Source organism: Candidatus Pantoea bituminis (genome assembly GCF_018842675.1).
GTDB lineage: Bacteria > Pseudomonadota > Gammaproteobacteria > Enterobacterales > Enterobacteriaceae > Pantoea > Pantoea phytostimulans.
Window position 1 is genome coordinate 822,692 of the sequence record NZ_JAGTWO010000004.1, and the last position, 24,644, is coordinate 847,335.

Consider the following 24,644-nt stretch of genomic DNA (forward strand, 5'->3'; position numbering starts at 1 on the left):
CTTCAAATACTAGCAAAAAAGCGCATCAGAATCCAGCGTTTAACGGCGGGCGTTCTTCATGATGCGCGCTTTATCCATTTGCCATTCACGATCTTTAATATCCGAGCGTTTATCGTGCTCTTTTTTACCGCGAGCTACGCCAATTTTCAATTTACACCACGCGTTTTTCCAGTATAGCGACAAGGCTACGATGGTATAACCTTCGCGATTTACTCGGCCAAACAGCGAATCAAGTTCGCGCTGTTTCAACAGTAACTTGCGGGTGCGTGTTGGATCACAAACAACGTGACTTGACGCGACAGCTAAGGGTTGAAAGGTCGAGCCGAACAAGAAAGCTTCGCCATCGCGCAGCAAGATATAGCTCTCGCTGATGTTAGCTTTACCTGCGCGGAGTGATTTAACTTCCCATCCTTGCAGCGACAAACCTGCTTCGAACTCTTCTTCGATGAAGTATTCGTGGCGGGCACGCTTGTTCATGGCAATTGTGGCAGAACCGGATTTGTGTGATTTTTTCTTTGTCATAGTGCTGAGTACTTTACATCACTTGGTCGGTTATCGCATCCCCAGTCCAGCGGGGCGTCAGGAAACAGGATATTCTAGCACACCCAAACACCGAGGAATTTTTGTTTAACCGCTGAAAATGCTATTATTTAGCGGTTTTGTGACGAACAGGAACCATTATGGCTCAGATTAGTCGTTCGGCGCTGGTGCCTTTCAGTGCCGGGCAGATGTACCAATTAGTAAATGATGTGGATGCGTATCCCCAATTCCTGCCGGGTTGTACCGGTAGTCGCGTATTGGATGCGTCAGAGAATCAAATGACAGCGTCCGTCGATGTTTCGAAAGCGGGCATCAGCAAAACGTTCACCACGCTTAATACGCTGACAGACAACCAGAGCATACACATGCAGCTGGTTGATGGGCCATTTCGTAAATTAACTGGCGGCTGGCGTTTTGTCTCATTAGGTGATGATGCCTGTAAAGTGGAATTAAGCCTGGAGTTTGAATTTACCAACATGCTGGTAGAGATGGCCTTTGGACGCATCTTCAAAGAGTTGGCTAATAGCATGGTTCAGGCTTTCACTCAGCGGGCCAAAGAGGTTTACAGTGCCTGATATCTCCGTTGAGGTGGTTTATGCGCTGCCTGAAAAACAGTATCTGCGTTACGTTAAAGTAGAGCAGGGCAGCACGGTAGAACAGGCCATCAAAGCGTCAGGATTACTGGAGTTGCGCAAGGAGATTGACCTTAGTAGTAATAAGGTGGGTATTTTTAGCCGTCCTGTAAAGCTAAGTGACAGCGTGGACGAAGGTGATCGTATTGAAATATACCGCCCGCTGATTGCCGATCCCAAAGAGTTGCGTCGGCAACGTGCTGAGCGGGCAAGCAGCAAAAAGTAACTCTATAACATCTTCTTGCTCACCGCATGACTCCCAACAGGCTCGAGCCAGCGAAATGAAAAAGGCGCTAAATGCGCCTTTTTTATCATTCTTGATCCCACACTAACCGCGTTTTGGAGTCAGGTTCGGCTTGTTATCAATGTTAGTGAGTACGCCATTACCGTCGAAGTTAAGCGTCAGCGTCTGCTGCTTTACGCTTTCATGACCCGGTTCCTGACGGAAAACGTAATACCAGACATTGCTGCCAAACGGATCTTTCATCATTGGAGTACCCAGCGTGTAAGCAACTTGTTGCTGAGTCATGCCGGTATGAATCTTGGCCACATCATTAGCAACCAGGTAATTACCCTGATTGATATCCGGACGATAAACCACGCGCTCTAAAGTGGAACATCCGGCGGTCATCATTAACATTACCACTGCCGCGGCAGTCAGCGTTTTACAGCGCATTTATACATTCCTTTTCTGGGGCCAAACGCCTTTCAACAGGCTTTTTGTTGCCATCAAAATCTGAACTCTGCTTGCGGCAGGCTTTATTACTTTGGCGACATAAGGTGCCGATGATAATAAACCTTTTCGCTATTGGGAACCTCTACAGAGCATGCATATGACCGCGCTGTGTTAAAAAGTGCCTTCTTAGGCCGCTAAAAGTTCTTTAGCGTTAGCAAGCGTGTTGCGAGTGACTTCACTGCCGCCCAGTAAACGCGCCAGTTCTTGTAGGCGGGCTCGCTTATCCAGCGGCTGCATATGCGTTTCTGTCATCTCACCGTCCGTCTCTTTGCTAACGAAGAAATGTTGATGACCACAGCCCGCAACCTGCGGTAAATGCGTCACGCACATGACCTGAGTAGACTCGCCTAACTGGCGCAGCAGCTTGCCCACTACCGCGGCCGTAGGTCCGCTGATACCGACATCAACTTCATCGAAAATCATTGCCGGCGTTTCCATTTTCTTCGCGGTAATAACCTGAATGGCCAAGGCGATACGGGAAAGCTCACCGCCTGAGGCAACTTTACCCAATGGTTGCAAAGGTTGACCCGGGTTAGTCGTAACCTGGAAATCAACGCGACTGGCGCCATCAGCAGTGAGCTGATCAGGATTAAACATCAGTTCAATAGTGAAGCGGCCATGCGGCATCGACAACATATGCATGCTTTGGGTGATCAACTGCTGCAATTCATTTGCGAACTTCAAACGCTGTTCATGCAATTGCTCAGCGCTGTGCAATGCAGCTTGATAATGCTCAGTTACCAGAGTTTGCAAGCTCTCTTGATCACTCTCTTGCTGCGAAAGCAGCTCTGCTTCTGCTAACAACTGCTGATGAAATTCAGGTAAACCTTCAGGCGTGACATGATGTTTACGCGCTAACGCGATCTGCCGAGAAATGCGCATCTCTAATTCGTACAAGCGGTTTGGATCAAGATCCAGGCTGTCGCAGTAGTGACGCAATTCATCGCTGGCTTCGCTGAGCTGAATCGCTGCTTCTTCAAGCAAATTGAATACGCCACTGACTTTATCGTCGAGCGTAACCAGTTCTGACAACATCTGACGAGCGCTATAAAGCAGGCTGTTCAGATTGCTGTCATCACTGTCAGCCAACAGTTGTAAGGCCTGCTGGCTGGTTGAAAGAAGTTGACCGCTGTTAGCCAGGCGTTTGTACTCTTCATCAATCTGCTCATATTCACCCGCTTGCGGTGCAAACTCATTCAGCTCTTTCAACTGATACTGCAGTAGTTCGCGACGCGCTTCGCGTTCAAACGCCAGTTGCTGATGCTGTGCCAGTGTGCGACAGCTCTGATGCCAGGTTTGATAGTGGCTGCGCATGCGCTGTAGCAAATCGTCATGACCTGCATAAGCATCTAAAAGGTGTTTTTGATGATCGGCTTTGAGCAACAGCTGGTGAGCATGTTGACCATGAATTTGGATTAGCAACTGGCCAAGATCACGCAGTTGAGAAAGCGGGACAGCAGTACCATTAATGAAACCACGTGAACGGCCATCTGCGCTGATGATACGGCGAAGCAGACATTCGTTGCCATCATCAAGATCATTCTCTTCCAGCCAGCGCTGGGCTGAAGGTGATAACTTTAACTGGAAGCGGGCACATAAATCGGCCCGGCTGGCACCCTGACGTACCATGTCGGCTTCAGCACGGCCGCCAAGGCATAAACCCAGCGCATCAATGGCAATGGATTTACCTGCACCGGTTTCACCAGTGATTGCTGTCATACCGCGTTGAAAATCAATGTCGAGCTCACGAACGATAGCGAAATTACTGATGGTCAGTTGTGCCAGCATAGAATCACCTGTATGTAAAAACAGATATGGTTTTTCATACAGTATAAACTGGTTTTTTATCCAGTAAAGAGGGCACGCGATTTTTTAAAATAATTTTTTTGACCAGCCGAGCTTGGAGCTTAGCGTGTTGAAATAGCTGTAATTTTTTGGATGTATTAGGTTAAGGTGATTCTCGCTACGCCTGATCAGAACATCTTCACCTTCCTGTATAGGCAAGGCAATTTGGCTGTCACAGCTGATTTCCAGGTCACTACGCCGTGATGAAAAACGTAATCGAATCGTACTGCTGCTGTTAATCACCAATGGACGCGCGGACAAGGTATGCGGGAACATAGGCACTAAAACAATGGCATCCAAAGAGGGAGTCAATATTGGGCCGCCGGCAGAAAGTGAATAGGCCGTTGAGCCGGTTGGCGTAGAAATAATTAAGCCATCTGAACGCTGCGAAAAGGCAAACACTTCGTCAATGTAGACTTCAAATTCAATCATATGTGCGACTTTGCCAGGATGAAGTACGACTTCATTTATCGCGCTACCAATACGTGGTGAACAGTCATGCCTGCAAACCTGCGCTTCCAGCAAAAAGCGGCTTTCGACAAAATAATTGCCCTGCAACACTTCATCTAATTGCTGTTGAGCATTATCAGGATCTAGATCGGTTAAAAAGCCTAAATTGCCGCGGTTAATACCAATCACTTTAATGTCATAACGCGCCAGTACACGCGCTGCGCCCAGCATGTTTCCATCACCGCCAACAACAACCGCAAGATCGGCTTGTTGACCGATTTCTGCAAGCGTACCGGTTTGCACATCATGCAGGGAAAGTTCCTGCGCGATCTGCTTCTCAACGAGCACTTGATAACCTTTGGCTGTTAGCCAGCGCCAAAGCATTTCGTGGGTGGTTAGCGCTGTAGGATGACGTGGATGACCCACGATACCAATGCAGTTAAAGTGTTTGTTCATGTAATGGGTATTCCTTATAAGCTAAAACGGCAAGGCAATGTGATAGGTTCCCTTGAAACCGCCAAACCGATCCCCATAATAAGCCAACCAGCGAAATGAATGTGCAAAACGCGGAGAAATTCATGAGTAGTAAAGAACATAACACCCCTAACGAGCAAGTCTCAGACGAAATTGAGCAGGATCAGCAGCAACCACAGGACGCGGAGACAGCGGTTGAGGTGGATTCTCGTGATGAGCGTATCGCCCAACTTGAAGCCGAATTAGCGCAATCTCAGACCGGCGTTCGTGATGCGCAGCTGCGCGCGCAAGCAGAGATTGAGAATATTCGTCGTCGTGCTGAGATGGATGTAGAGAAGGCGCACAAGTTCGCGTTAGAAAAATTTGCTAACGAACTGCTGCCTGTTATCGACAGCCTTGAACGTGCGATGGAAGTGGCTAATAAAGAAGATGAGAAGCTGGCGTCTATGATTGAAGGCATTGAACTGACGCTGAAATCCTTATTGGGTGCAGTACGTAAGTTTGGTGTAGAAGTCATTGGCGAAACGGGTGTGCCGTTTAATCCAGAAGTGCATCAAGCTATGTCAATGATGGAATCTGAAGATTTCGAACCGAATCACGTCATGTTAGTGATGCAGCGCGGCTATACCTTAAATGGTCGTCTGTTACGTCCGGCAATGGTTGCGGTAGCAAAAGCCAAAGGCTGAGTTTACGTCTGAAAATTGCTAGACGGCCGCGCATTGTCGCGGCCGTTTGCATTTGGCTTATTCAGGCAGAACAGGTGTCCAGTTAATGGGCGTTTTGCCTTCTTCAGTCAGAATCGCGTTGGTTTTAGAAAAGTGCTGACACCCAAAAAAACCACGATGTGCTGAAAGCGGGGAAGGGTGCGGAGCCTGTAAAACGTGATGGCGCTCGCGATCGATAATGCTGCCTTTTTTCTGCGCGTGAGAGCCCCAGAGTAAAAAGATCACACCTTCCCGATGTTGGTTGATGGCTGCAATGACATTATCCGTAAACGTTTCCCAGCCGAAACGCGCATGCGAATGCGCTTTTCCCGCTTCTACGGTTAAAACCGTATTCAGCAACATCACGCCTTGTTTAGCCCAGCTTTCGAGAAAGCCGTGATTGGGTTTTTGGAAGCCCTCAATATCTTGCTGCAACTCTTTATACATATTCTGTAGGGAAGGCGGGGTAGGAACGCCCGGCAACACTGAAAAAGCCAGACCATGCGCCTGGTTTGGGCCGTGATAAGGATCCTGTCCTAGAATAACAACCTTAATATCATCCAGCTCAGTTAAGCGAAACGCATTAAAAACATCTTTTTGGGGGGATAAACAGTTATCCCTGCAGCACGCTCATTGGCAACAAGTTTTAAGGTTTCAACGAAGTAAGGTTTCTCTTTCTCTTCTGCCAGCACATCATGCCAGCTCAGCTTTTCAGCCATGTTTAGCTCCTTCAAAAATCGATGTCTTAAGCTTAGCTGTTCTCGCTAAAGAGCAGAAGGGTAAAAATATTTTAAAAAGACAACAAATGTTGATCAATGTTGTTCAGATAAATCAATAAGATAATAAAAGCGATTTTTTTGCCCCGATGAGATTGATGCAGGTCAAATCTTCATCACTTCAACAATGCTATACCAACGCCTCTATTTGATTTCTTCACCAGATTGGCAATAGTCAATGCAATGCCTTGGAGGCTCAATCATGATTACTGGTATCCAGATTACTCAGGCTAACAATCCACAACTTCTCAACTCTTTCTGGCTGCTGGACGATGAGAAAGCAGAAGCGCGTTGCCTGTGCGCGAAAGGGGATTATGTAGAAGATCAGGTTGTAGCGGTGAAAGAGCTGGGTGAAATTGCGTATCGTGAAGTGCCATTGGAAATGAAGCCGCAGGTTCGCGTGGAAGGGGGCAGCACTTAAATGTGAATGTGCTAAGCCGTGAAACGCTGGAGGATGCAGTTAAACACCCAGAGAACTATCCGCAGTTAACCATTCGTGTTTCAGGTTATGCGGTACGCTTTAATGCACTGACACCTGAACAGCAGCGTGACGTGATTACCCGCACTTTTACTGAAAGTTTGTAATAACGGCGTTCAAGCGATTTTAAATCACCGGTAGAAAAAAGAGGCAAGACTCACACAGCATCTTTTCTTTTTATAATTATAAAGATAGGAAGAATTAACACCTTTCAGCATGAGTGAAGATTAACTTTATACTCATCAGAGCTTAGTTTCATCTCCAACGCGTTATTAATCGTTATATAAACAAAAAAATCGCCTTTTTAAGAGGCGATTTTTTGTCTGGGTGTCGATTTATTCAGCTTTACCGGTGGTTGCTGCTTCACCGCTCGGCTTGCGGCGTTTGCCGACGTTTTTCATGTCACGATGACGTTTCTTCACACGTGGCTTTTCAACTTCTTTATCTTTGTTCTCAGAGCGCTTCGCAAGCACCTTTTTCGACGGTTTACCTGTCGCTTTTGCACTTGGTGCTCGCGTAGTCGGGCGCAGCTCATCGATAGTGCGAATCTTTATCGGCTCATTGACATAGCGGGTGATTTTACCCAGCAAGATATGGTCATGCGCTTCAACTAACGATATCGCGATACCTTTACGGCCCGCACGGGCGGTACGGCCGATACGGTGTAAATAGGTATCGGCGGTGCGTGGCATATCAAAGTTGATGACGTGACTGACGTCATCAATATCGATACCACGCGCGGCCACATCGGTCGCGACTAACACATTAATTCGGCCATCTACCAAGCGTTTCAGCGCTTCAGTACGCTTAGCCTGCACCATCTCACCTTCAAGATAGCTACTACGAATCCCTGCATCATGTAACCAGCTTACCAGCTCGTGTAAACGTTCACGCTTACGAACAAACACAATGGTACGCGTAGCTTCTGGCTGCTTTAACAGATGAACAAGCAGCTTGGTTTTATGCTCGAGATCATCAGCGCGGTAATACCACTGCTGGATTTTTTTACGCTCGCGACGGCTTGGATCGGCTTCAAGCTCAACCGGATCGTTAAGCAGACGCTCAGCAAAATCTTTGATGTTCTCGCCTTCCAGCGTTGCGGAAAACAGCATCGTCTGTTTGCGCCAACGCGTTTCAGCGGCGATGGTTTCGATATCCTGCGCAAAACCCATGTCCAGCATGCGGTCGGCTTCGTCAAGAATCAGCGTTTCTACGGCGCGGCAATCAAAGTTCTCTTCTTTGATGTACTGCAACAGGCGTCCGGTCGTGGCAACGACGACGTCCTGATTCTCGCTGAAGACTTCAGCATGGTTCATGTAGGCGACGCCGCCGGTAATGGTCGCGATGTCGAGATGAGTATGTTTAGCCAGTTCACGCGCTTGATCGGCAACCTGCATGGCCAGTTCACGCGTTGGCGTGAGGATCAAAATGCGCGGTGGGCCTGATTTTTTACGTGGAAAGTCGAGCAGATGCTGCAACGCCGGTAGCAAAAATGCGGCGGTTTTCCCGGTCCCGGTAGGTGCCGAACCCAGAACGTCGCGGCCCTCCAGAGCGGGCGGAATAGCAGCAGCCTGGATCACTGTTGGGCGCGTGTAGCCTTTTTCCTGCAGTGCTTCTAGCAGGCTTTCGTCAAGTTCGAGTTCGGAGAATGTGGTTACTGTCATGGTCTACCTCAGTTTGGGGCGCTGATTATAGACAGATCAAACATAATCTTCATCTGTTAATCCGCATCCTCTGCGTCCGGCATCGTCTGTTACGTGAATTCCACTACACGTCACGTTACACTGATGCGCTGTCGTACGGCAGAAAAATCAATGGTAGCAGAGAATGATGCAGGACAAACCGCCTGGGCGGCCCCAGTTAAAAAAGAATGGTTTTACCTTTAAACAGTTTTTTGTTGCACACGATCGCTGCGCAATGAAAGTGGGCACTGATGGCATTTTATTAGGTGCATGGTCGCCCATTGCCAATGTAAAACGCATTTTAGATATCGGTAGCGGAAGCGGACTTATTGCGCTGATGCTGGCTCAACGCACGCCGGAAACCGTTCATATTGATGCGGTTGAACTGGATAGCCAGGCGGCACAGCAAGCACGCGAAAATATTCAACAGTCACCCTGGTCAACACGCATTCATGTTCACCCGCAAGATATTGCCTCGTGGGCTGAAAACAGCGATCAACGTTATTCATTAATCGTCAGTAATCCACCTTATTTTGCGCCTGGCATTGCGTGCTCAAGTCCCGAACGTGACAGTGCGCGCTCGACCGCGACGCTCGATCATCAAACATTATTGCGTAGCGCAGCGTTACTCATCGAAGAAGATGGCTTTTTTGTGTAGTGCTGCCAGAAACGGTGGGGCAAGACTTTAGCGCGTTAGCGCTGGCTGATGGCTGGCATTTACGTTTCCGCCTTGACGTGGCGGAATACGCAGAACGTCCGCCACATCGTGTACTGCTCGCTTTTTCGCCCAGCCCAGGCGAAACGTTACTTGAACGCCTCGCTATCCGCGCTAAGGACACCCATTACTCAGAAGATTGGTGCGGCTTAACGCGTGACTTCTATTTGTTTATGTAAGCATCGGGAACCAGTATCGTTGGCAAGGCTTCCGGCAGTAGATCAGGGTAATCGAGAGTGAAGTGCAGGCCGCGGCTCTCTTTTCGCTCCAGCGCACAGCGCACCATGAGATCCGCGACCTGCACCAGATTACGTAACTCTAATAAGTTATTGGAGAGCCGGAAGTGAGCATAATATTCATTAATTTCTTGCTGCAGCAAATTAATGCGGCGAAGCGCTCGCTCCAGCCGTTTAGTGGAACGGACAATCCCCATGTAATCCCACATAAATAACCGTAATTCATGCCAGTTGTGTTGAATCACAACGCGCTCGTCGGCGTCGTCCACTCGACTTTCATCCCACGCTGGCAACGTATCCACGAGGCTAATTTCAGGCAGCGTACGGATTAAATCTTCCGCTGCAGACCAGCCATAAACCAGACATTCCAGCAACGAGTTTGAGGCCATGCGGTTAGCGCCGTGTAAACCGGTATAACTGACTTCACCGATAGCATATAAGCCGTTTACATCGGTACGACCTTGTTGGTCAACCATGACGCCGCCGCATGTGTAATGCGCCGCCGGTACTACCGGTATGGGGTCTTTAGTTAAGTCAAAACCGAAAGTCAGCAACTTCTCATAAATCATGGGAAAATGAGCGCGGATAAATTCTTCAGGCTGATGGCTTATATCAAGATACATACAATCTACGCCTAATCGCTTCATTTCATGATCGATTGCGCGTGCCACCACATCACGCGGCGCTAATTCTCCGCGCTGATCAAAGTCAGGCATAAAACGAGTGCCATCTGCACGAACCAGTCGAGCACCTTCACCGCGCAGCGCTTCTGTGAGCAAAAAATTTTGCGCTTGTGGATGAAACAAGCAGGTCGGGTGAAACTGATTGAATTCAAGATTAGCCACGCGGCTACCGGCGCGCCAGGCCATGGCAATGCCATCGCCAGAAGCAATATCTGGGTTAGTCGTGTATTGATAGACTTTCGCTGCGCCACCTGTCGCCAGAACCACCGCTCGCGCGCAGCAGGTTTCAACTTGTTCGCGATTACGGTTCCAAATCCAGGCACCTACGACCCGACGTGGCCCTGGCAAGCCAAGTTTATCGGAAAGTATGAGGTCAACGGCATTGGTACGTTCGAGTATGCGAATATTAGGATGGTTTAGCGCCTGGCTAACTAAAGTCGTTTCGACTTCACGTCCGGTAGCATCAGCGCTATGTAAAATGCGGCGGTGGCTGTGCCCGCCTTCTTGGGTCAGGTGATAACGCATATCACCGGCAGCCTGCGGATCGAGATCAAAGGCAACGCCATTATCAATCAGCCATTGCACACAATGACGGGCATTGTTGGCGATAAACGAGACAGCGTTGCGGTCACATAATCCTGCGCCAGCAATTAATGTATCTTCAATATGAGAATCGATACTGTCATTTTCATCAAAGACTGCGGCAATGCCGCCCTGAGCATACAGCGTAGACCCTTCATTCACCTGCGCTTTGCTCAATACGGTGACGTTGTACTGCTGAGCTAAACGCAGCGCCAGGGATAAGCCTGCAGCGCCACTGCCTACAATCATGACATCGCACTGATAATCTGGAAGTGAGTGAGTTTTCATAGTGTTTAATTTACTAAACAAGGATGGGCCGAGCATAAGCTTTATGTCGATTTCTGTGAAGTATTTTGAACAAATTATCGACTCTAAAATCCCGTTTTTAAAATATATAGTTTCTTATCAGCGAGTTAGTACACGCATGGTTTAAAAAGTGTTTTTTATACCAAACATAGATGTGGGTAAGGATTTAAAGATGAAAAAGCCGTTGTCATGGGTTACTCTGCCAGCGATTTGCGCTCCTTACATTGAACGATAAACAACAAGCTGCATGATCTGCAGCGGAGCGGTAATAATCAGGGCGATAAGTGAACTTTACGCCATATCATGACTCTAAGCGCATGCTTGCTCAGAACAATGAGATGTGCTGGCAGTTCCTTTACGCATTAGAAATGAATTTGGGGAGACATTACCTCGGATGAGCGAGCAGTTAACGGATCAGGTTCTCGTTGAGCGGGTTCAGAAGGGAGATCAAAAGGCTTTCAACTTACTGGTTATTCGTTACCAGCATAAAGTGGCGAGCCTGGTTTCACGCTATGTTCCCTCAGGGGACGTGCCTGACGTAGTTCAGGAGTCTTTCATTAAAGCTTACCGCGCACTGGACTCGTTCCGTGGCGATAGTGCTTTTATACTTGGCTGTATCGAATTGCGGTCAATACCGCTAAAAATTACTTAGTTGCTCAGGGGCGTCGTCCACCTTCTAGTGATGTGGATGCAATTGATGCGGAAAACTTTGAAAGTGCAGGTGCACTGAAAGAAATTTCGAACCCTGAGAACTTAATGTTGTCAGAAGAACTGAAACAAATTGTCTTTCGTACCATTGAGGCGCTTCCTGAGGATTTGCGTATGGCAATCACTCTCAGGGAACTGGATGGGCTAAGTTATGAAGAAATTGCCGCCATCATGGATTGTCCGGTAGGTACCGTACGTTCGCGTATCTTCCGTGCACGAGAGGCTATTGATAATAAGGTTCAACCGCTTATCCAACGTCAGTGATAACGGCTACTGGAAGGGTACTTAGGCATGCAGAAAGAAAAACTTTCCGCTTTAATGGATGGTGAAACCCTTGATAACGAACTTTTTCGGCGTTATCAAAGGATGCTGAGCTACAGAAAAGCTGGGAAAGCTACCATCTGATTCGCGACACAATGCGTGGCGATGTTGGCGATGTCCTGCATTTTGATATCTCTGCACGCGTAGCTGCTGCCATCGAAAAAGAGCCGCTGCGTAAAATCACTACGTTGATTCCTGAAGCGCAGCCAGAACCGTCTCGCTGGGAAAAAATGCCGTTCTGGCACAAGATGCGTCCGTGGGCTGCACAGTTAACGCAGGTCGGCGTTGCAGCTTGTGTTTCTCTGGCTGTGATTGTGGGTGTTCAGCATTACAATCAGCCTGGAAGCAGCAGCGTTGAATCTTCAGATTCGCCGGTATTCAATACGCTGCCTATGATGGGCAAGGCATCACCCGTCAGTTTAGGTGTGCCGTCTGATGCATTTGATACCAACAGCGCTAATCAACAGGTTCAGGATCAACGTCGTCGCGTTAATGCCATGCTGCAGGATTATGAATTGCAGCGTCGTTTGCACGCAGATCAACTGCAGTTTGAAACTGACGCGCCTAAACAAGCGCAAACCAATGTTCCCGGAACTCAATCCTTAGGAATTCAGCAGCAGTAATGAAGCAGCTTTGGTGTGCCGTTAGCCTGCTGGCAGGCAGTCTGCTTTGGTCATCTACCGCCCCAGCGCAAACCTCTGCGTCTGGGGCGTTGTTACAACAGATGGAGCAGGCAAGCCAGAACCTCAATTACGAATTCGCCTATATCAACGTTTCTCGCATCGGTATTGAATCGCTGCGTTATCGTCATGCCGTGATTGATAACCGTGTTTTCGCTCAGCTATTGCAGATGGATGGACCGCGCCGCGAAATTATTCAGCGCGGTAACGATATTAGCTATTTTGAGCCCGGCCTTGATCCTTTCTCTCTGCCAGGTAATCACATCATTGATGCGTTACCGTCACTGATTTTCGCCGACTTCTCAAAACTCAGCAGCGCTTACGATTTCATTACTGTTGGCCGTTCTCGTATCGCCGATCAAATGTGCGATGTACTGCGCATTGTTTCGCGCGACGGCACGCGCTACAGCTATGTAGTCTGGCTGGATGTGGATACTAAGTTGCCGTTGCGAATTGATTTACTGGACCGTGATGGCGAAACGCTTGAGCAATTCAGGGTAATCAGTTTTGCTGTTGATGAAGGCGTACGTAATCTGATGCAAGGGCTGGAGAAAGCGAATTTACCGCCATCACTCTCCGTGCCGAAAGGCGATAAAGCGACGCTGACGTGGCAGCCTTCTTGGATTCCAGCGGGCATGGCGCTTGTGTCCCAAAATCGTCGTGACATCCCGGCAATGAACAAAAGTGTCGAATCACGGCTTTACAGTGACGGCCTGTTCAGTTTTGCCATTAACGTTACCTCAGCCGATAAAAGCAGCACGACCCAGACATTGCGCACTGGACGTCGTACCGTACAAACCGTTTTGCGTAATAATAGTGAGATAACGGTCGTCGGCGAGTTACCGCCTACGACGGCAAAACGCATTGCGGACAGCATCGATTTAGGGTCACAAAAATGATGAGAGAATGGGCCACCGTGGTGGCATGGCAGGATGGTATCGCAACGTTGCATACTGAGGCGAAAACCTCCTGTAGTAGCTGCTCAGCGCGTAAAGGTTGCGGCAGCCATATGCTTAACAAGCTTGGCCCAAAGAATGCTCATGTCATGCAGATCGCCAGCAGCAAACCGCTGGAACCGGGCCAACGCATTGAATTGGGTATAAAAGAAAGCAGTCTGCTCGGTTCAGCGTTACTGGTATATATGACACCGCTGTTTGGCCTTTTCCTTCTTGCTGGCCTATTTCAGGCGCTATTTAATAGTGATCTTGCGGCAGCGAGTGGGGCCTTATTAGGCGGCATTGGCGGTTTTATCGTGGCAAAAGGTGTGTCGATGAAATTTGGTGACCGCGAAGCCTTCCAGCCTGTAATACTCAATATCGCTTTACCGCCCGATGCGCTGCGCGTTGAAAGCGAAGCGTGATCCTCATCCAGGCCGCATAGCTCGCGGCCTTCGTCATGTCCCCTCTCGCCACAATCTGTTGTGATTCCATCACGTTCCATTCTTTTATGCGCGGCCTTAACAGTGTAATATGCGTCGTCATTAATGAGGCTGACAGGATTGTGGGTAAAGAGCGATCTTCCTGAATGTGTCTGTGCTCAGGTTTTCAACTGATTTTCTACGTGAAGATATTCATATAAATGAAGCACATCCGAAATTTCTCCATCATCGCGCACATTGACCACGGCAAATCGACGCTCTCTGACCGCCTGATTCAAATTTGTGGTGGCTTAACCGATCGCGAAATGGCTGCGCAGGTTCTGGATTCCATGGACCTGGAACGCGAGCGCGGTATTACTATCAAAGCGCAAAGCGTAACCCTCGATTATAAAGCGTTAGACGGCGAAACTTACCAGCTCAATTTCATCGATACTCCGGGACACGTTGACTTCTCTTATGAAGTTTCTCGCTCATTGGCTGCCTGTGAAGGGGCATTGCTGGTGGTGGACGCCGGGCAGGGTGTAGAAGCGCAAACCCTGGCTAACTGTTACACAGCGATTGAGATGGATCTGGAAGTGGTGCCGGTCCTAAACAAAATTGACTTGCCAGCGGCCGACCCCGATCGTGCGGCGCAAGAAATCGAAGATATTATCGGTATCGATGCCACTGATGCGGTTCGCTGCTCGGCTAAAACCGGCGTTGGCGTCCCCGAAGTGCTTGAGCGACTGGTACGTGATATTCCAGCACCGGAAGGTGATCCTGATGCGCCGCTTCAGGCGTTGATCATCGATTCCTGGTTCGACAACTATCTTGGCGTAGTGTCACTGGTGCGTGTTAAGAACGGCACCATGCGCAAAGGCGACAAGATCAAAGTTCTGAGTACGGGGCAGGTTTACAATGCCGATCGCCTTGGCATCTTTACGCCGAAACAGGTTGATCGCACGCAGTTAAACTGCGGTGAAGTAGGCTGGTTAGTCTGTGCGATTAAAGACATTCTTGGCGCACCCGTAGGCGATACTTTAACTGGCGCACGTAACCCAGCCGATAAAGCATTGCCAGGCTTCAAAAAGTGAAGCCGCAGGTCTACGCGGGTTTATTCCCAATCAGCTCTGATGATTACGAAGCTTTCCGTGACGCGTTGGGTAAACTCAGCCTGAACGATGCTTCTCTGTTTTATGAGCCAGAAAGCTCTACCGCGCTAGGCTTCGGTTTCCGCTGTGGCTTCCTCGGTTTGCTGCACATGGAAATCATCCAGGAACGTCTGGAGCGCGAATACGATCTCGATCTGATCACCACCGCACCGACAGTGGTGTATGAAGTCGAAACCACCGGTGGTGAAGTGATCTATGTCGACAGCCCATCCAAGCTGCCGCCACTGAACAATATTCAAGAACTGCGTGAACCGATTGCAGAGTGTCATATGCTGCTGCCTCAGGAATATCTGGGCAACGTCATTACGCTATGCATCGAGAAGCGTGGCGTGCAAACCAACATGGTTTACCATGGCAATCAGGTTGCGCTGACGTATGACATTCCAATGGCTGAAGTGGTTCTCGACTTCTTTGACCGATTGAAATCGACGTCACGCGGCTATGCCTCGTTGGATTATAACTTTAAACGTTTTCAAGCCTCTAACATGGTGCGCGTCGACGTTCTGATCAACTCTGAACGTGTAGATGCGCTTGCGCTCATCACCCATAATGAAAATGCACCGTATCGTGGACGTGAACTGGTTGAGAAAATGAAAGAACTCATCCCACGTCAGCAGTTCGATATTGCAATTCAGGCGGCGATTGGCAACCACATCATTGCTCGCTCAACAGTCAAACAGCTGCGTAAAAACGTTCTCGCCAAGTGTTATGGCGGTGACGTTAGCCGTAAGAAGAAACTGTTGCAGAAGCAGAAAGACGGTAAGAAGCGAATGAAGCAGGTCGGTAACGTTGAGCTGCCGCAGGAAGCGTTCCTTGCCATTCTGCATGTCGGTAAGGACAGCAAATAAGGACTTACAATGGCTAATATGTTCGCCCTGATTCTGGCGATAGCAACACTGATTACAGGCATTATCTGGTGTATCGATCGGTTCAAATGGGCGCCTGCACGTCGTGCCCAACAAGCCGCAGCGCAAGCACAGACAGGTAACACGCTGGACAGCAAAACGCTGGCAAAAGTGTCACCGCAGCCCGGTTGGATTGAAACGGCAGCGTCCGTTTTCCCCGTTCTTGCTGTGGTGTTCATTGTGCGTTCGTTTATCTACGAACCGTTCCAGATTCCGTCTGGATCAATGATGCCAACACTGTTGATTGGTGATTTTATTGTGGTTGAGAAGTTCGCATATGGCATTAAAGATCCCATTACGCAAACCACACTCATTCCCACTGGTCAGCCAAAGCGTGGTGACATTGCGGTATTCAAATACCCGAAAGATCCAAGCCTGGACTATATCAAACGTGTTATTGGCTTGCCTGGCGATAAAGTCACTTACGATCCCTACAGTAAAACGCTGACGGTGAATCCGAACTGCAACCAGGATAAAGCTTGTACGACTGCGTTGCCGGTGACTTATACCGATGTGGCACCAAGCAGCTTTATTCAGACCTTCAGCGGGTTTGATGGTAACGAAGCCGGTAATGGTTTCTACCAAGTCCCTCAGGGTGAGAACATGCGCGGCGGTTTGCGCTTGGGTACACGTAAAGAGACGCTGGGTAATGTTACTCATGACATTCTGCTGGTGAACGAAGCACAAAGTCAGGCGGGGATGTATTACCAGCAGCCAGGCCATCCACAGTCAAGTTGGGTGGTGCCGCAAGGGCAATATTTCATGATGGGCGATAACCGTGATAACAGCGCCGACAGCCGCTACTGGGGCTTTGTCCCAGAACGCAATCTGGTCGGTAAAGCGGTCGCTATCTGGATGAGTTTTGATAAACAAGAAGGTCAGTGGCCAACCGGTGTTCGACTCAGTCGAATTGGCGGCATTCACTGACAGTAATCGCCTGATCCTCAGGCAATCAAGTGGCCTCCAGCGGGAGGCCACTGCACACCAAACAGAATGTGTTGGAATCTCAGCCCTGTTTGGTATGCAGAGTCACAGACGCAAAAAGAACTGGAATCGCATGAACCCCATCTTGATTAACAAGCTTCAGCGCAAACTGGGCTACACTTTTATTCATCCGGAATTGTTACAGCAAGCGCTCACACACCGTAGCGCAAGCAGTAAACATAACGAGCGTCTTGAGTTTCTTGGCGATTCTATTCTCAGCTATGTAATTGCAAATGCACTTTATCACCGCTTCCCGCGGGTAGATGAAGGTGACATGAGTCGCATGCGTGCCACGTTGGTACGCGGTAATACGCTGGCTGAGATGGCACGAGAGTTCGATCTTGGCGAATGCCTGCGTTTGGGCCCGGGTGAACTGAAAAGCGGCGGTTTCCGTCGCGAATCCATCCTCGCGGATACGGTGGAAGCGCTGATTGGCGGTATCTTCCTCGACAGTAGTATTCAGACGGTGGAACAACTGATCCTTGACTGGTATCAGACGCGCCTGGACGAAATCAGCCCTGGCGACAAACAAAAAGACCCTAAAACGCGCCTGCAAGAGTATTTGCAAGGTCGTCATCTGCCGCTACCAAGTTATTTAGTGGTGCAGGTGCGTGGCGAAGCCCACGATCAGGAATTCACCATTCACTGTCAGGTGAGTGGCATGGCCGAACCGGTAGTGGGCGTAGGCTCCAGCCGCCGTAAAGCAGAACAAGCAGCCGCTGAACAAGCGCTGATTAAGTTAGGACTCGAATGAGCGAACACGTTACCTATTGCGGCTTCGTCGCAATTGTAGGCCGACCCAACGTCGGTAAATCCACTTTACTGAACCAGTTGCTGGGGCAGAAGGTGTCGATCACCTCGCGTAAGCCGCAGACCACGCGCCACCGCATTATGGGTATTCATACCGAAGGCGCTTATCAGGCGATTTACGTCGATACGCCGGGCTTGCACATGGAAGAGAAGCGCGCGATTAACCGCCTGATGAACCGTGCAGCCAGCAGCTCAATCGGCGATGTTGAGCTGGTGATATTTGTTGTAGAAGGCACGCGCTGGACACCAGATGATGAAATGGTGTTGAACAAGCTGCGCGACGGCAAAGTGCCGGTACTGCTTGCTATAAACAAGGTCGACAACGTTCAGGATAAAAGCATTCTGCTGCCGCATCTGAAGTTCCTTAGCGAACAGATGAACTTCATGGATATCGTACCGATCTCTGCAGAAAGCGGTAAAAATGTCGATACCATTGCCGCAATTTGCCGCAAGCACCTCAAGCCCGCTGAGCATCATTTCCCGGAAGATTACATCACCGATCGCTCACAGCGCTTTATGGCATCTGAGATCATTCGTGAAAAGCTGATGCGTTTCTTGGGTGCTGAGCTGCCTTATTCGGTCACCGTTGAGATTGAACGCTTCGTCTCTAATGAACGTGGCGGTTATGACATCAATGGTCTGATTCTGGTCGAACGTGAAGGGCAGAAGAAGATGGTGATCGGCAACAAAGGCGCCAAAATCAAAACCATTGGTATCGAAGCACGCAAAGACATGGAAGACATGTTTGAATCAAAAGTGCATCTCGAACTGTGGGTGAAGGTGAAATCGGGTTGGGCAGACGACGAACGTGCGCTGCGTAGCCTGGGTTATGTAGACGATCTCTAATCCGATGGAAGGCTGGCAACGCGCCTTTGTGCTGCATAGTCGCCCTTTCAGCGAGACCAGCCTGCTGCTCGATCTGTTTAGCGAGAGTCAGGGCCGGGTGCGTGTCCTTGCCAAAGGCGCACGCTCCCGGCGTTCACAGCTTAAAGGTGCGTTGCAGCCGTTTACACCGCTGTTAGTTCGCTGGAGTGGGCGTGGCGAGGTCAAAACGCTGCGCAATGCAGAAGCCGTGTCGCTGGCTTTACCGTTAAACGGCACCACGCTCTACTGCGGCCTGTACGTCAACGAGCTGTTGTCTCGCGTGCTGGAGCAGGAAATTCCCTTCTCGGAACTCTTTTTCGATTATCTCAATTGTCTTCAGGAACTGGCTGCTAGCAGCGGCTCGCCGGAGCCGGCGTTACGTCGCTTTGAATTGGCGATGTTGGGCCATCTTGGTTATGGCGTGGACTTCCTGCATTGTGCCGGTAGCGGCGAACCTGTTGCTGATGCAATGACCTACAGTTATCGCGAAGAGAGGGGATTTATCGCCAGTTTGGTGGTGAATCAACGCAGCTTTACCGGGCGAGAACTGCGAGCATTGTGTGAGCGTGAGTTCCCCGACGCGGCGTGCTTACGTGCCGCTAAACGTTTTACTCGCATGGCGCTGAAACCCTATTTAGGGGGCAAGCCATTAAAAAGTCAGGAACTGTTTCGCCAGTTTGTGCCGAAAAAGAAACCCGACGCGGCGAGTGAATAGCGCTGGTCATACCGCTTGTGGCTTGCAACACGTTACACTCATAATTTCGACGTTAAAGAACTGAGGATTGTCATGGCTGAGTTGCTATTAGGGGTCAACATTGATCATATCGCCACGGTACGTAACGCGCGTGGCACTCATTACCCCGATCCGGTGCAGGCAGCGTTTATTGCCGAGCAAGCGGGTGCGGATGGAATTACTGTGCATCTGCGCGAAGATCGCCGTCATATCACCGATCGCGACGTCCGTATTCTGCGTGATACTATTCAGACGCGCATGAATCTGGAAATGGCCGTCACGGATGAAATGATCGGTATTGCCTGCGAAATCAAACCGCAATTCTGCTGCCTCGTTCCAGAAAAACGTCAGGAAGTGACGACGGAAGGGGGCTGGATGTGGCTGGCCAGCAAGACAAACTCAATGCGGCAGTTAAGCTATTGAGCGAAGCCGGTATTCTGGTTTCACTGTTTATCGATGCCGATCATCGTCAAATCGAAGCAGCCGTGACCAGCGGCGCACCTTATATTGAGATTCACACCGGTGCCTACGCCGAAGCGCCAGAAGGTTTAGCGCGTGAGGCTGAACTCGCACGTATTCGCAAGGCCGCGACTTTTGCCGCCAGCCTCGGTTTGAAAGTAAACGCCGGTCATGGTCTGACTTATCACAACGTACTGCCGATTGCTGCGCTGCCGGAAATGCACGAGCTGAACATTGGTCATGCGATCATTGGACGCGCTGTCATGAGCGGTCTGCCAGACGCAGTAAAAGAGATGAAGCAGTTGCTGAGAGAAGCGCGTCGCTAATGGCTATTCTCGGGCTGGGCACCGATATCGTAGAAATTGAGCGTATCGCGGGAGTGATTGAACGCTCTGGCGATCGTTTAGCGCGTCGCGTGTTGAGTGAAGCAGAATGGCAGCAGTATCAGGCGCATCAGCAGCCTGTACGCTTTTTGGCAAAGCGGTTTGCGGTGAAAGAAGCGGCAGCGAAGGCTTTTGGCACCGGTATTCGCGGTGGTTTAGCCTTCAACCAGTTTGAAGTGTACAACGATAACCTGGGCAAGCCAGGTTTACGCTTTTTTCAGCATGCTGCCGAAGTGGCTCAGCGGCTGGGCGTAAACGCTGTGCATGTCACGCTGGCAGATGAGCGTCATTATGCTTGCGCCACGGTAATCATCGAAAGTTAGCCGTGCAGCTCGACAAACTTTTCCCACAGCGCATCGCGTGATTCGGTGTGCTGTGGATCGATAATAATTGTGTTATCGATAGGGCAGACGCTCTGGCAAGTGGGTACATCATAATGTCCAACGCATTCTGTACAGCGGCTGACATCAATTTCATAAATCATATCACCCAACGAAATGGCCTGATTCGGGCATTCCGGTTCGCACATATCGCAGTTAATGCATTTGGCCGTGATCAACAGCGCCATAATCTCACCTGATAACAACAGAAAAAGCGCGGGTATTATACGTGTTGAGTCTGATCAGACCAGCTTTTTCACTAAGGCTTCACTGTGACGAATATGGCTGGAGGCACGTTCTGGATCGTTTTGTACCAGCGCCATGAACAGCAGGTCGGTGAGTGCTAACTGTGCAGTCGTTGAAGAGATAGCCGCGCTACGCGTGCTTTGTTCTTCTGCCACGGTATAAAGGCAATGCGTTGCGCACTGTTGTAAGGTGTTGGGTGTGAAGCCAGTAAAAGCGAGCACGCTTGCCCCTATGCTTGCGGCTTCCTGTGCGGCCAAATTAATCTCACGGCGTTCGCCGGTATAGGAGATTGCTAATAAAACGTCGCCGGGCCCCATCGCCTGAACGCTTGCCAGCAATGCGTGCATATCCTGCTCAGCGACTGCGTTAATCCCAATCTTCATCAGTTTCCACGAAAAGTCTTTTGCCACTAAACCTGACGCGCCAATACCCACTAATAAAGTACGCCGGGCATTTTTAAGTAACAGCAAGACGTCACGAAGCTTCTCTTCGCTATTAATATCCAGCGTGGCGCGGATCGCAGAAAGCTTTTCAGCCAATAATTTCTCGCCGACGGTTTTCAGCGGATCGTCACTTAAAATATGGTTATGCACGGTAATCGCATCCTTGTCTGCCAGCGATTCGCTTAACGCTAACTTCAACGCCGGAAAGCCTTTGTAGCCCAGTTTCTGGGCAAACTTCACCACGCTTGACTGGCTGACACCCGACTCTTCAGCCAGTTTTTGTGAACTGAGATGTCGAGCCCGATCCGGTTGCGATAACAAAAAATCTGCCAGTCGGCGCTCGTTCAGCGCCAGGCGTGGATAGAGCTGGCGTATACGCAGCAATGAACTCATGCCCGATCCTCAAGGTATTAGGAATTATTCTGAGAAGAATAAACTATTCATCGGGGATTGTAGTCATTGGAATTAAAAATGACAGTCATCGCCGCGTCGCCTGATGATAGCTACAATAAAGGCTGTTAACGCAAAATCAGCGAAAAGGAGAGTTGTTTGACCAAAGGTACACAACGTCGCGTGGTGTTTTTTGACCTGGATGGCACTCTGCATCAACAGGACATGTTCGGCACCTTTATGCGTTATTTGCTGCGGCGTAAGCCGCTAAATGTATTGTTGGTGGTGCCATTGCTGCCGGTGGTAGGACTGGGCTTGCTTTTTAAAGGGCGGGCAGCGCGCTGGCCGATGAGCCTGCTGCTATGGTCAATTACATTTGGTCGCTCTGAAAACACCTTATTACGTCTGGAAGCAGAGTTTGCGCAATGGTTTCGTCTGCGGGTAAAAGCTTTTCCGGTGGTACAGCAGCGGCTGACTGACTATCTCAGCAGCGATGATGCAGACGTGTGGTTAATTACCGGCTCGCCACAATCGCTGGTCGAGCAGGTCTACTTCGACTCTGCTTTCTTGCCACGGGTTAAACTCATCGCCAGCCAAATGCAGCGTGGATTGGGTGGTCGCGTGCTCGCGATGCGCTGTCTCGGCCATGAAAAAGTGGCACAACTGGAAGAAAAGATTGGCACACCGCTACAACTTTACAGCGGTTACAGCGACAGCAAGCAAGATAACCCACTGCTGTTTTTCTGCCAACATCGCTGGCGCGTGACGCCAGGCGGTGAGTTGCAGCAACTCGAATAAGCTGCTTCGAATCTGGTGAAGAGATCGCTATAATGCGCCGCTTTTCTGCAGCCGGGAGTGACCAGCGTGAACCAACAACAAGATGAATACTGGATGCGGCATGCGCTGGGGCTGGCGCGTTTAGCCTGGGAGCAAGGCGAGGTTCCGGTTGGTGCAGTACTGGTGCAAGGCGATCGGGTTATCGGCGAAGGCTGGAACCGACCCATCGGACAACAGGATCCTACTGCGCATGCTGAAATCATGGCTCTGCGTCAGGGCGGGAAAGTGTTGGAAAACTATCGACTGCTTGATACCACGCTCTACGTCACGCTTGAACCCTGCGTAATGTGTGCGGGTGCAATGATACATAGCCGCATTACTCGCTTGGTGTTTGGCGCTCGCGATGAGAAAACCGGTGCAGCAGGATCATTAATCAATGTGCTGGGCCATCCGGGAATGAATCATCAAATCGAAATGGTCAACGGCGTGCTGGCTGATGAATGTGCTGGCATGCTCAGTGATTTCTTCCGCATGCGGCGTGAGCAAAAAAGCGCTGCGACTGGCGCAGCGCGAGGTTTAGTTCATCGCTATTTTCGGCTCGACGGCCGGATAACCTTTGCCCAGCTCTGCTTCCAATGCCGCTTGCTGGGCAATGCGTCGGTCTTGTTCCTGCAAATACCCCACCAAACTGATCTGATATTTACGGATATTTTCAACGTAGTTATACGCTTCGTGACCGCGTGCATAGCCATAAGTGGTCTGGGCGTAATAGCGTTTTTGGCTCAACATGGGTAATCGCAGCTTCACATCCGCCCAGCTGTCTGGATTACCGCCTTGTTTGGCGGTGAGTTTCCGCACATCAAGCATATGCGCATAGCCCATATTATAAGCGGCCAACGCAAACCAAATGCGCTCATCTGAAGGAATTGTCGGCGGCACTTTTTCCATCATATTTTGTAAATATTGGCTGCCACCGCGAATACTTTGTTCAGCATCAGTACGGTCATCCACATTCAGGCTGTCGGCAGTGTTACGTGTGAGCATCATCATACCGCGCACGCCGGTGGGCGAGGTGGCCTGCGGATTCCAGTGCGACTCTTGATAAGAGATGGCTGCCAGTAAACGCCAGTCGATAGTGGTTGCATACTTTTCAAACAGCGGTTTGATGTCTGGTAAGGTGCTGTCGATGGCGCGTAGAAAGGTGCGCGTATCAACGTAATCAAACGTGCCAACGTGGCCGAGATATTTCTCTTCCAGCCGCGCCATCGCACCTTCTTCGCCCATGCCGTTAAAGAAGTCGAGTAGGGCGGCATTCAGGCTATCGTCATCGCTGTGTGGCACATACCAGGTTACCGGCTCTTCATCGGTTACATCAAAGGCCACTGCCAGCTGAGGATGGATCCGCTGCAGCAAAGCGATAGTGACAGAATCCCCTACGGTGTAATCGAGTTTACCGTCAGCCACTGCTTCAAGCAGTGCTTTCGGGCTCTGATCGGTGGCGATTGCCCAGTCGAGATCGGGAAATTGATTGGATTTAGCGTTCTTCAATGTCGATAAATAGGCTGAACCCGAAGCAACCGTTAGTCGCCCCTTCAAATCACCGAGGTTTTTAGGGCGCGGTTTGTCCACGCGATACACCAGCTGCTGCGAAACGTTGTAGTAGCTTGGCCCGGTTTGATAACGAGCCAGACGTTCGCTGTTGTAGTTCAGACCCGCCGCGAGCAAATCCGCTTTGCCATCATCAAGGTCGTCAAACAGGTCACTGAGATTAGGACGTACAGTGACTTTCAGTTTCACGCCCAAATAGTCGGCGAAGCGTTTTGCCAGCTCGTAATCCATTCCGGCCGGAGATTTATTGATGGTGTAGTAAGTCAGCGGGGAGTTAATGGTACTAATACGCAGTACTCCCCGTGATTTAATCTGTGAAATCGTGTCTTGTCCACCGCCATACCAGGGTATGGATGGCCACAAAGCCATTGCTAACAACACAGCAACCAGACCGATAAACAGATAATTAAATTTTAGGCGTTTCAAATAGTTATCTCTCGATGGCTCTAAGGCCTCTGTCTTTTATAGGCAGTATTGATCTTTTTTGATCTCCCCGAGCGAGGGGCATTTTGCGCAACAAAGCGAAGCAGAGCAACTCATAAAGCAGCTTTTGTGCAAAATTCAGGCAAATCCGGTGGGCTATTA

At 49.8% G+C, this 24,644-nt stretch carries 20 protein-coding genes and 8 pseudogenes; 18 read left to right on the forward strand and 10 right to left on the reverse strand.

Features of this window, described 5'->3' with window-relative positions; translation table 11 throughout:
* Window positions 1-39 precede the first annotated feature (39 nt).
* Window positions 40-522, reverse strand: coding sequence for an SsrA-binding protein SmpB (smpB, locus tag KQP84_RS07670; RefSeq protein ID WP_215845829.1), 483 nt, complete (start codon window positions 520-522; stop codon window positions 40-42).
* Window positions 523-680: 158 nt separating this feature from the next.
* On the opposite strand from smpB, the gene KQP84_RS07675 reads away from it, so the two are divergent.
* Entirely contained in the window at window positions 681-1,115 is a 435-nt protein-coding gene (locus KQP84_RS07675; RefSeq protein ID WP_215845830.1) for a type II toxin-antitoxin system RatA family toxin, read from the forward strand.
* A complete protein-coding gene (locus KQP84_RS07680) occupies window positions 1,108-1,398 on the forward strand; it encodes an RnfH family protein (RefSeq protein ID WP_215845831.1) in 291 nt (96 codons plus the stop codon). The genes KQP84_RS07675 and KQP84_RS07680 overlap by 8 nt, the downstream gene beginning before the upstream one ends.
* A gap of 102 nt (window positions 1,399-1,500) precedes the next feature.
* Here the strand turns inward: KQP84_RS07680 and bamE are convergent, their stop codons facing one another.
* The 3 genes from bamE to nadK form a co-directional block, all read right to left on the reverse strand.
* Window positions 1,501-1,848, reverse strand: coding sequence for an outer membrane protein assembly factor BamE (bamE, locus tag KQP84_RS07685; protein ID WP_215845832.1), 348 nt, complete (start codon window positions 1,846-1,848; stop codon window positions 1,501-1,503).
* 186 nt (window positions 1,849-2,034) lie between these two features.
* A complete protein-coding gene (gene recN, locus KQP84_RS07690) occupies window positions 2,035-3,696 on the reverse strand; it encodes a DNA repair protein RecN (protein WP_215845833.1) in 1,662 nt (553 codons plus the stop codon).
* 84 nt (window positions 3,697-3,780) lie between these two features.
* Entirely contained in the window at window positions 3,781-4,659 is an 879-nt protein-coding gene (gene nadK, locus KQP84_RS07695) for an NAD(+) kinase (protein ID WP_215845834.1), read from the reverse strand.
* A 122-nt stretch (window positions 4,660-4,781) separates the two neighbouring features.
* Between nadK and grpE the strand changes: the two genes are divergently transcribed.
* On the forward strand, window positions 4,782-5,363 hold the full coding sequence (gene grpE / locus KQP84_RS07700; RefSeq protein WP_215845835.1) for a nucleotide exchange factor GrpE: 582 nt from the start codon (window positions 4,782-4,784) through the stop codon (window positions 5,361-5,363).
* A gap of 57 nt (window positions 5,364-5,420) precedes the next feature.
* Here the strand turns inward: grpE and ung are convergent.
* A pseudogene (gene ung, locus KQP84_RS07705) lies at window positions 5,421-6,100 on the reverse strand (uracil-DNA glycosylase).
* A gap of 259 nt (window positions 6,101-6,359) precedes the next feature.
* Here ung and grcA point away from each other — a divergent pair.
* Window positions 6,360-6,742: pseudogene (gene grcA, locus KQP84_RS07710) on the forward strand (autonomous glycyl radical cofactor GrcA).
* Between the two features lie 228 nt (window positions 6,743-6,970).
* Here the strand turns inward: grcA and srmB are convergent.
* Window positions 6,971-8,299: an ATP-dependent RNA helicase SrmB gene (gene srmB / locus KQP84_RS07715; RefSeq protein ID WP_215845836.1), complete on the reverse strand. Its 1,329-nt coding sequence runs from the start codon at window positions 8,297-8,299 to the stop codon at window positions 6,971-6,973.
* Window positions 8,300-8,462: 163 nt separating this feature from the next.
* Between srmB and trmN the strand changes: the two are divergent.
* Window positions 8,463-9,211: pseudogene (trmN, locus tag KQP84_RS07720) on the forward strand (tRNA(1)(Val) (adenine(37)-N(6))-methyltransferase TrmN).
* Here the strand turns inward: trmN and nadB are convergent.
* The gene (nadB, locus tag KQP84_RS07725) at window positions 9,196-10,857 is read right to left on the reverse strand and encodes an L-aspartate oxidase (RefSeq protein WP_215845837.1); all 1,662 of its coding nucleotides are present in this window, start codon (window positions 10,855-10,857) and stop codon (window positions 9,196-9,198) included. The pseudogene trmN and the gene nadB sit on opposite strands and share 16 nt — an antisense overlap.
* A gap of 376 nt (window positions 10,858-11,233) precedes the next feature.
* On the opposite strand from nadB, the pseudogene rpoE reads away from it, so the two are divergent.
* The 11 genes and pseudogenes from rpoE to acpS all read left to right on the forward strand — a co-directional run bounded on the left by rpoE (window position 11,234) and on the right by acpS (window position 20,538).
* Window positions 11,234-11,811 (forward strand): annotated as a pseudogene (gene rpoE / locus KQP84_RS07730) (RNA polymerase sigma factor RpoE).
* Window positions 11,812-11,838: 27 nt separating this feature from the next.
* Window positions 11,839-12,491 (forward strand): annotated as a pseudogene (gene rseA / locus KQP84_RS07735) (anti-sigma-E factor RseA).
* Window positions 12,491-13,447, forward strand: a complete 957-nt coding sequence (gene rseB / locus KQP84_RS07740; protein WP_215845838.1) for a sigma-E factor regulatory protein RseB — start codon at window positions 12,491-12,493, stop codon at window positions 13,445-13,447. The pseudogene rseA and the gene rseB overlap by 1 nt, the downstream one beginning before the upstream one ends.
* Entirely contained in the window at window positions 13,444-13,908 is a 465-nt protein-coding gene (rseC, locus tag KQP84_RS07745) for a SoxR-reducing system protein RseC (RefSeq protein ID WP_215845839.1), read from the forward strand. The genes rseB and rseC overlap by 4 nt, the downstream gene beginning before the upstream one ends.
* Window positions 13,909-14,126: 218 nt before the next feature.
* A pseudogene (gene lepA / locus KQP84_RS07750) lies at window positions 14,127-15,925 on the forward strand (translation elongation factor 4).
* Between the two features lie 9 nt (window positions 15,926-15,934).
* The gene (gene lepB / locus KQP84_RS07755) at window positions 15,935-16,909 is read left to right on the forward strand and encodes a signal peptidase I (protein ID WP_215845840.1); all 975 of its coding nucleotides are present in this window, start codon (window positions 15,935-15,937) and stop codon (window positions 16,907-16,909) included.
* A gap of 130 nt (window positions 16,910-17,039) precedes the next feature.
* Window positions 17,040-17,720, forward strand: coding sequence for a ribonuclease III (rnc, locus tag KQP84_RS07760; RefSeq protein ID WP_215845841.1), 681 nt, complete (start codon window positions 17,040-17,042; stop codon window positions 17,718-17,720).
* On the forward strand, window positions 17,717-18,622 hold the full coding sequence (gene era / locus KQP84_RS07765; protein ID WP_215845842.1) for a GTPase Era: 906 nt from the start codon (window positions 17,717-17,719) through the stop codon (window positions 18,620-18,622). Before rnc ends, era begins: the two co-directional genes overlap by 4 nt.
* A gap of 4 nt (window positions 18,623-18,626) precedes the next feature.
* Complete coding sequence (gene recO, locus KQP84_RS07770) at window positions 18,627-19,355, forward strand: DNA repair protein RecO (protein WP_215845843.1); 729 nt, start codon at window positions 18,627-18,629, stop codon at window positions 19,353-19,355.
* 72 nt (window positions 19,356-19,427) lie between these two features.
* Window positions 19,428-20,158, forward strand: a pseudogene (gene pdxJ / locus KQP84_RS07775) (pyridoxine 5'-phosphate synthase).
* Window positions 20,158-20,538 (forward strand): holo-ACP synthase, encoded by a 381-nt coding sequence (gene acpS / locus KQP84_RS07780; protein ID WP_215845844.1) that lies wholly within the window; start codon window positions 20,158-20,160, stop codon window positions 20,536-20,538. Before pdxJ ends, acpS begins: the two are co-directional and overlap by 1 nt.
* Here acpS and KQP84_RS07785 read toward each other — a convergent pair.
* Window positions 20,535-20,783 (reverse strand): YfhL family 4Fe-4S dicluster ferredoxin, encoded by a 249-nt coding sequence (locus KQP84_RS07785; RefSeq protein WP_215845845.1) that lies wholly within the window; start codon window positions 20,781-20,783, stop codon window positions 20,535-20,537. The genes acpS and KQP84_RS07785 overlap by 4 nt on opposite strands.
* 54 nt (window positions 20,784-20,837) lie before the next feature.
* Window positions 20,838-21,677 carry a MurR/RpiR family transcriptional regulator gene (locus tag KQP84_RS07790; protein WP_215845846.1) on the reverse strand — a complete coding sequence of 280 codons (840 nt, stop codon included), beginning with the start codon at window positions 21,675-21,677 and terminating at the stop codon, window positions 20,838-20,840.
* 156 nt (window positions 21,678-21,833) lie between these two features.
* Here KQP84_RS07790 and yfhb point away from each other — a divergent pair, with 156 nt between their 5' ends.
* Entirely contained in the window at window positions 21,834-22,472 is a 639-nt protein-coding gene (gene yfhb / locus KQP84_RS07795; RefSeq protein WP_215845847.1) for a phosphatidylglycerophosphatase C, read from the forward strand.
* Between the two features lie 66 nt (window positions 22,473-22,538).
* Window positions 22,539-23,031: pseudogene (gene tadA / locus KQP84_RS07800) on the forward strand (tRNA adenosine(34) deaminase TadA).
* On the opposite strand, the gene mltF reads toward tadA, so the two are convergent.
* The gene (gene mltF / locus KQP84_RS07805; protein ID WP_215845848.1) at window positions 23,028-24,485 is read right to left on the reverse strand and encodes a membrane-bound lytic murein transglycosylase MltF; all 1,458 of its coding nucleotides are present in this window, start codon (window positions 24,483-24,485) and stop codon (window positions 23,028-23,030) included. The pseudogene tadA and the gene mltF sit on opposite strands and share 4 nt — an antisense overlap.
* Window positions 24,486-24,644 lie beyond the last annotated feature (159 nt).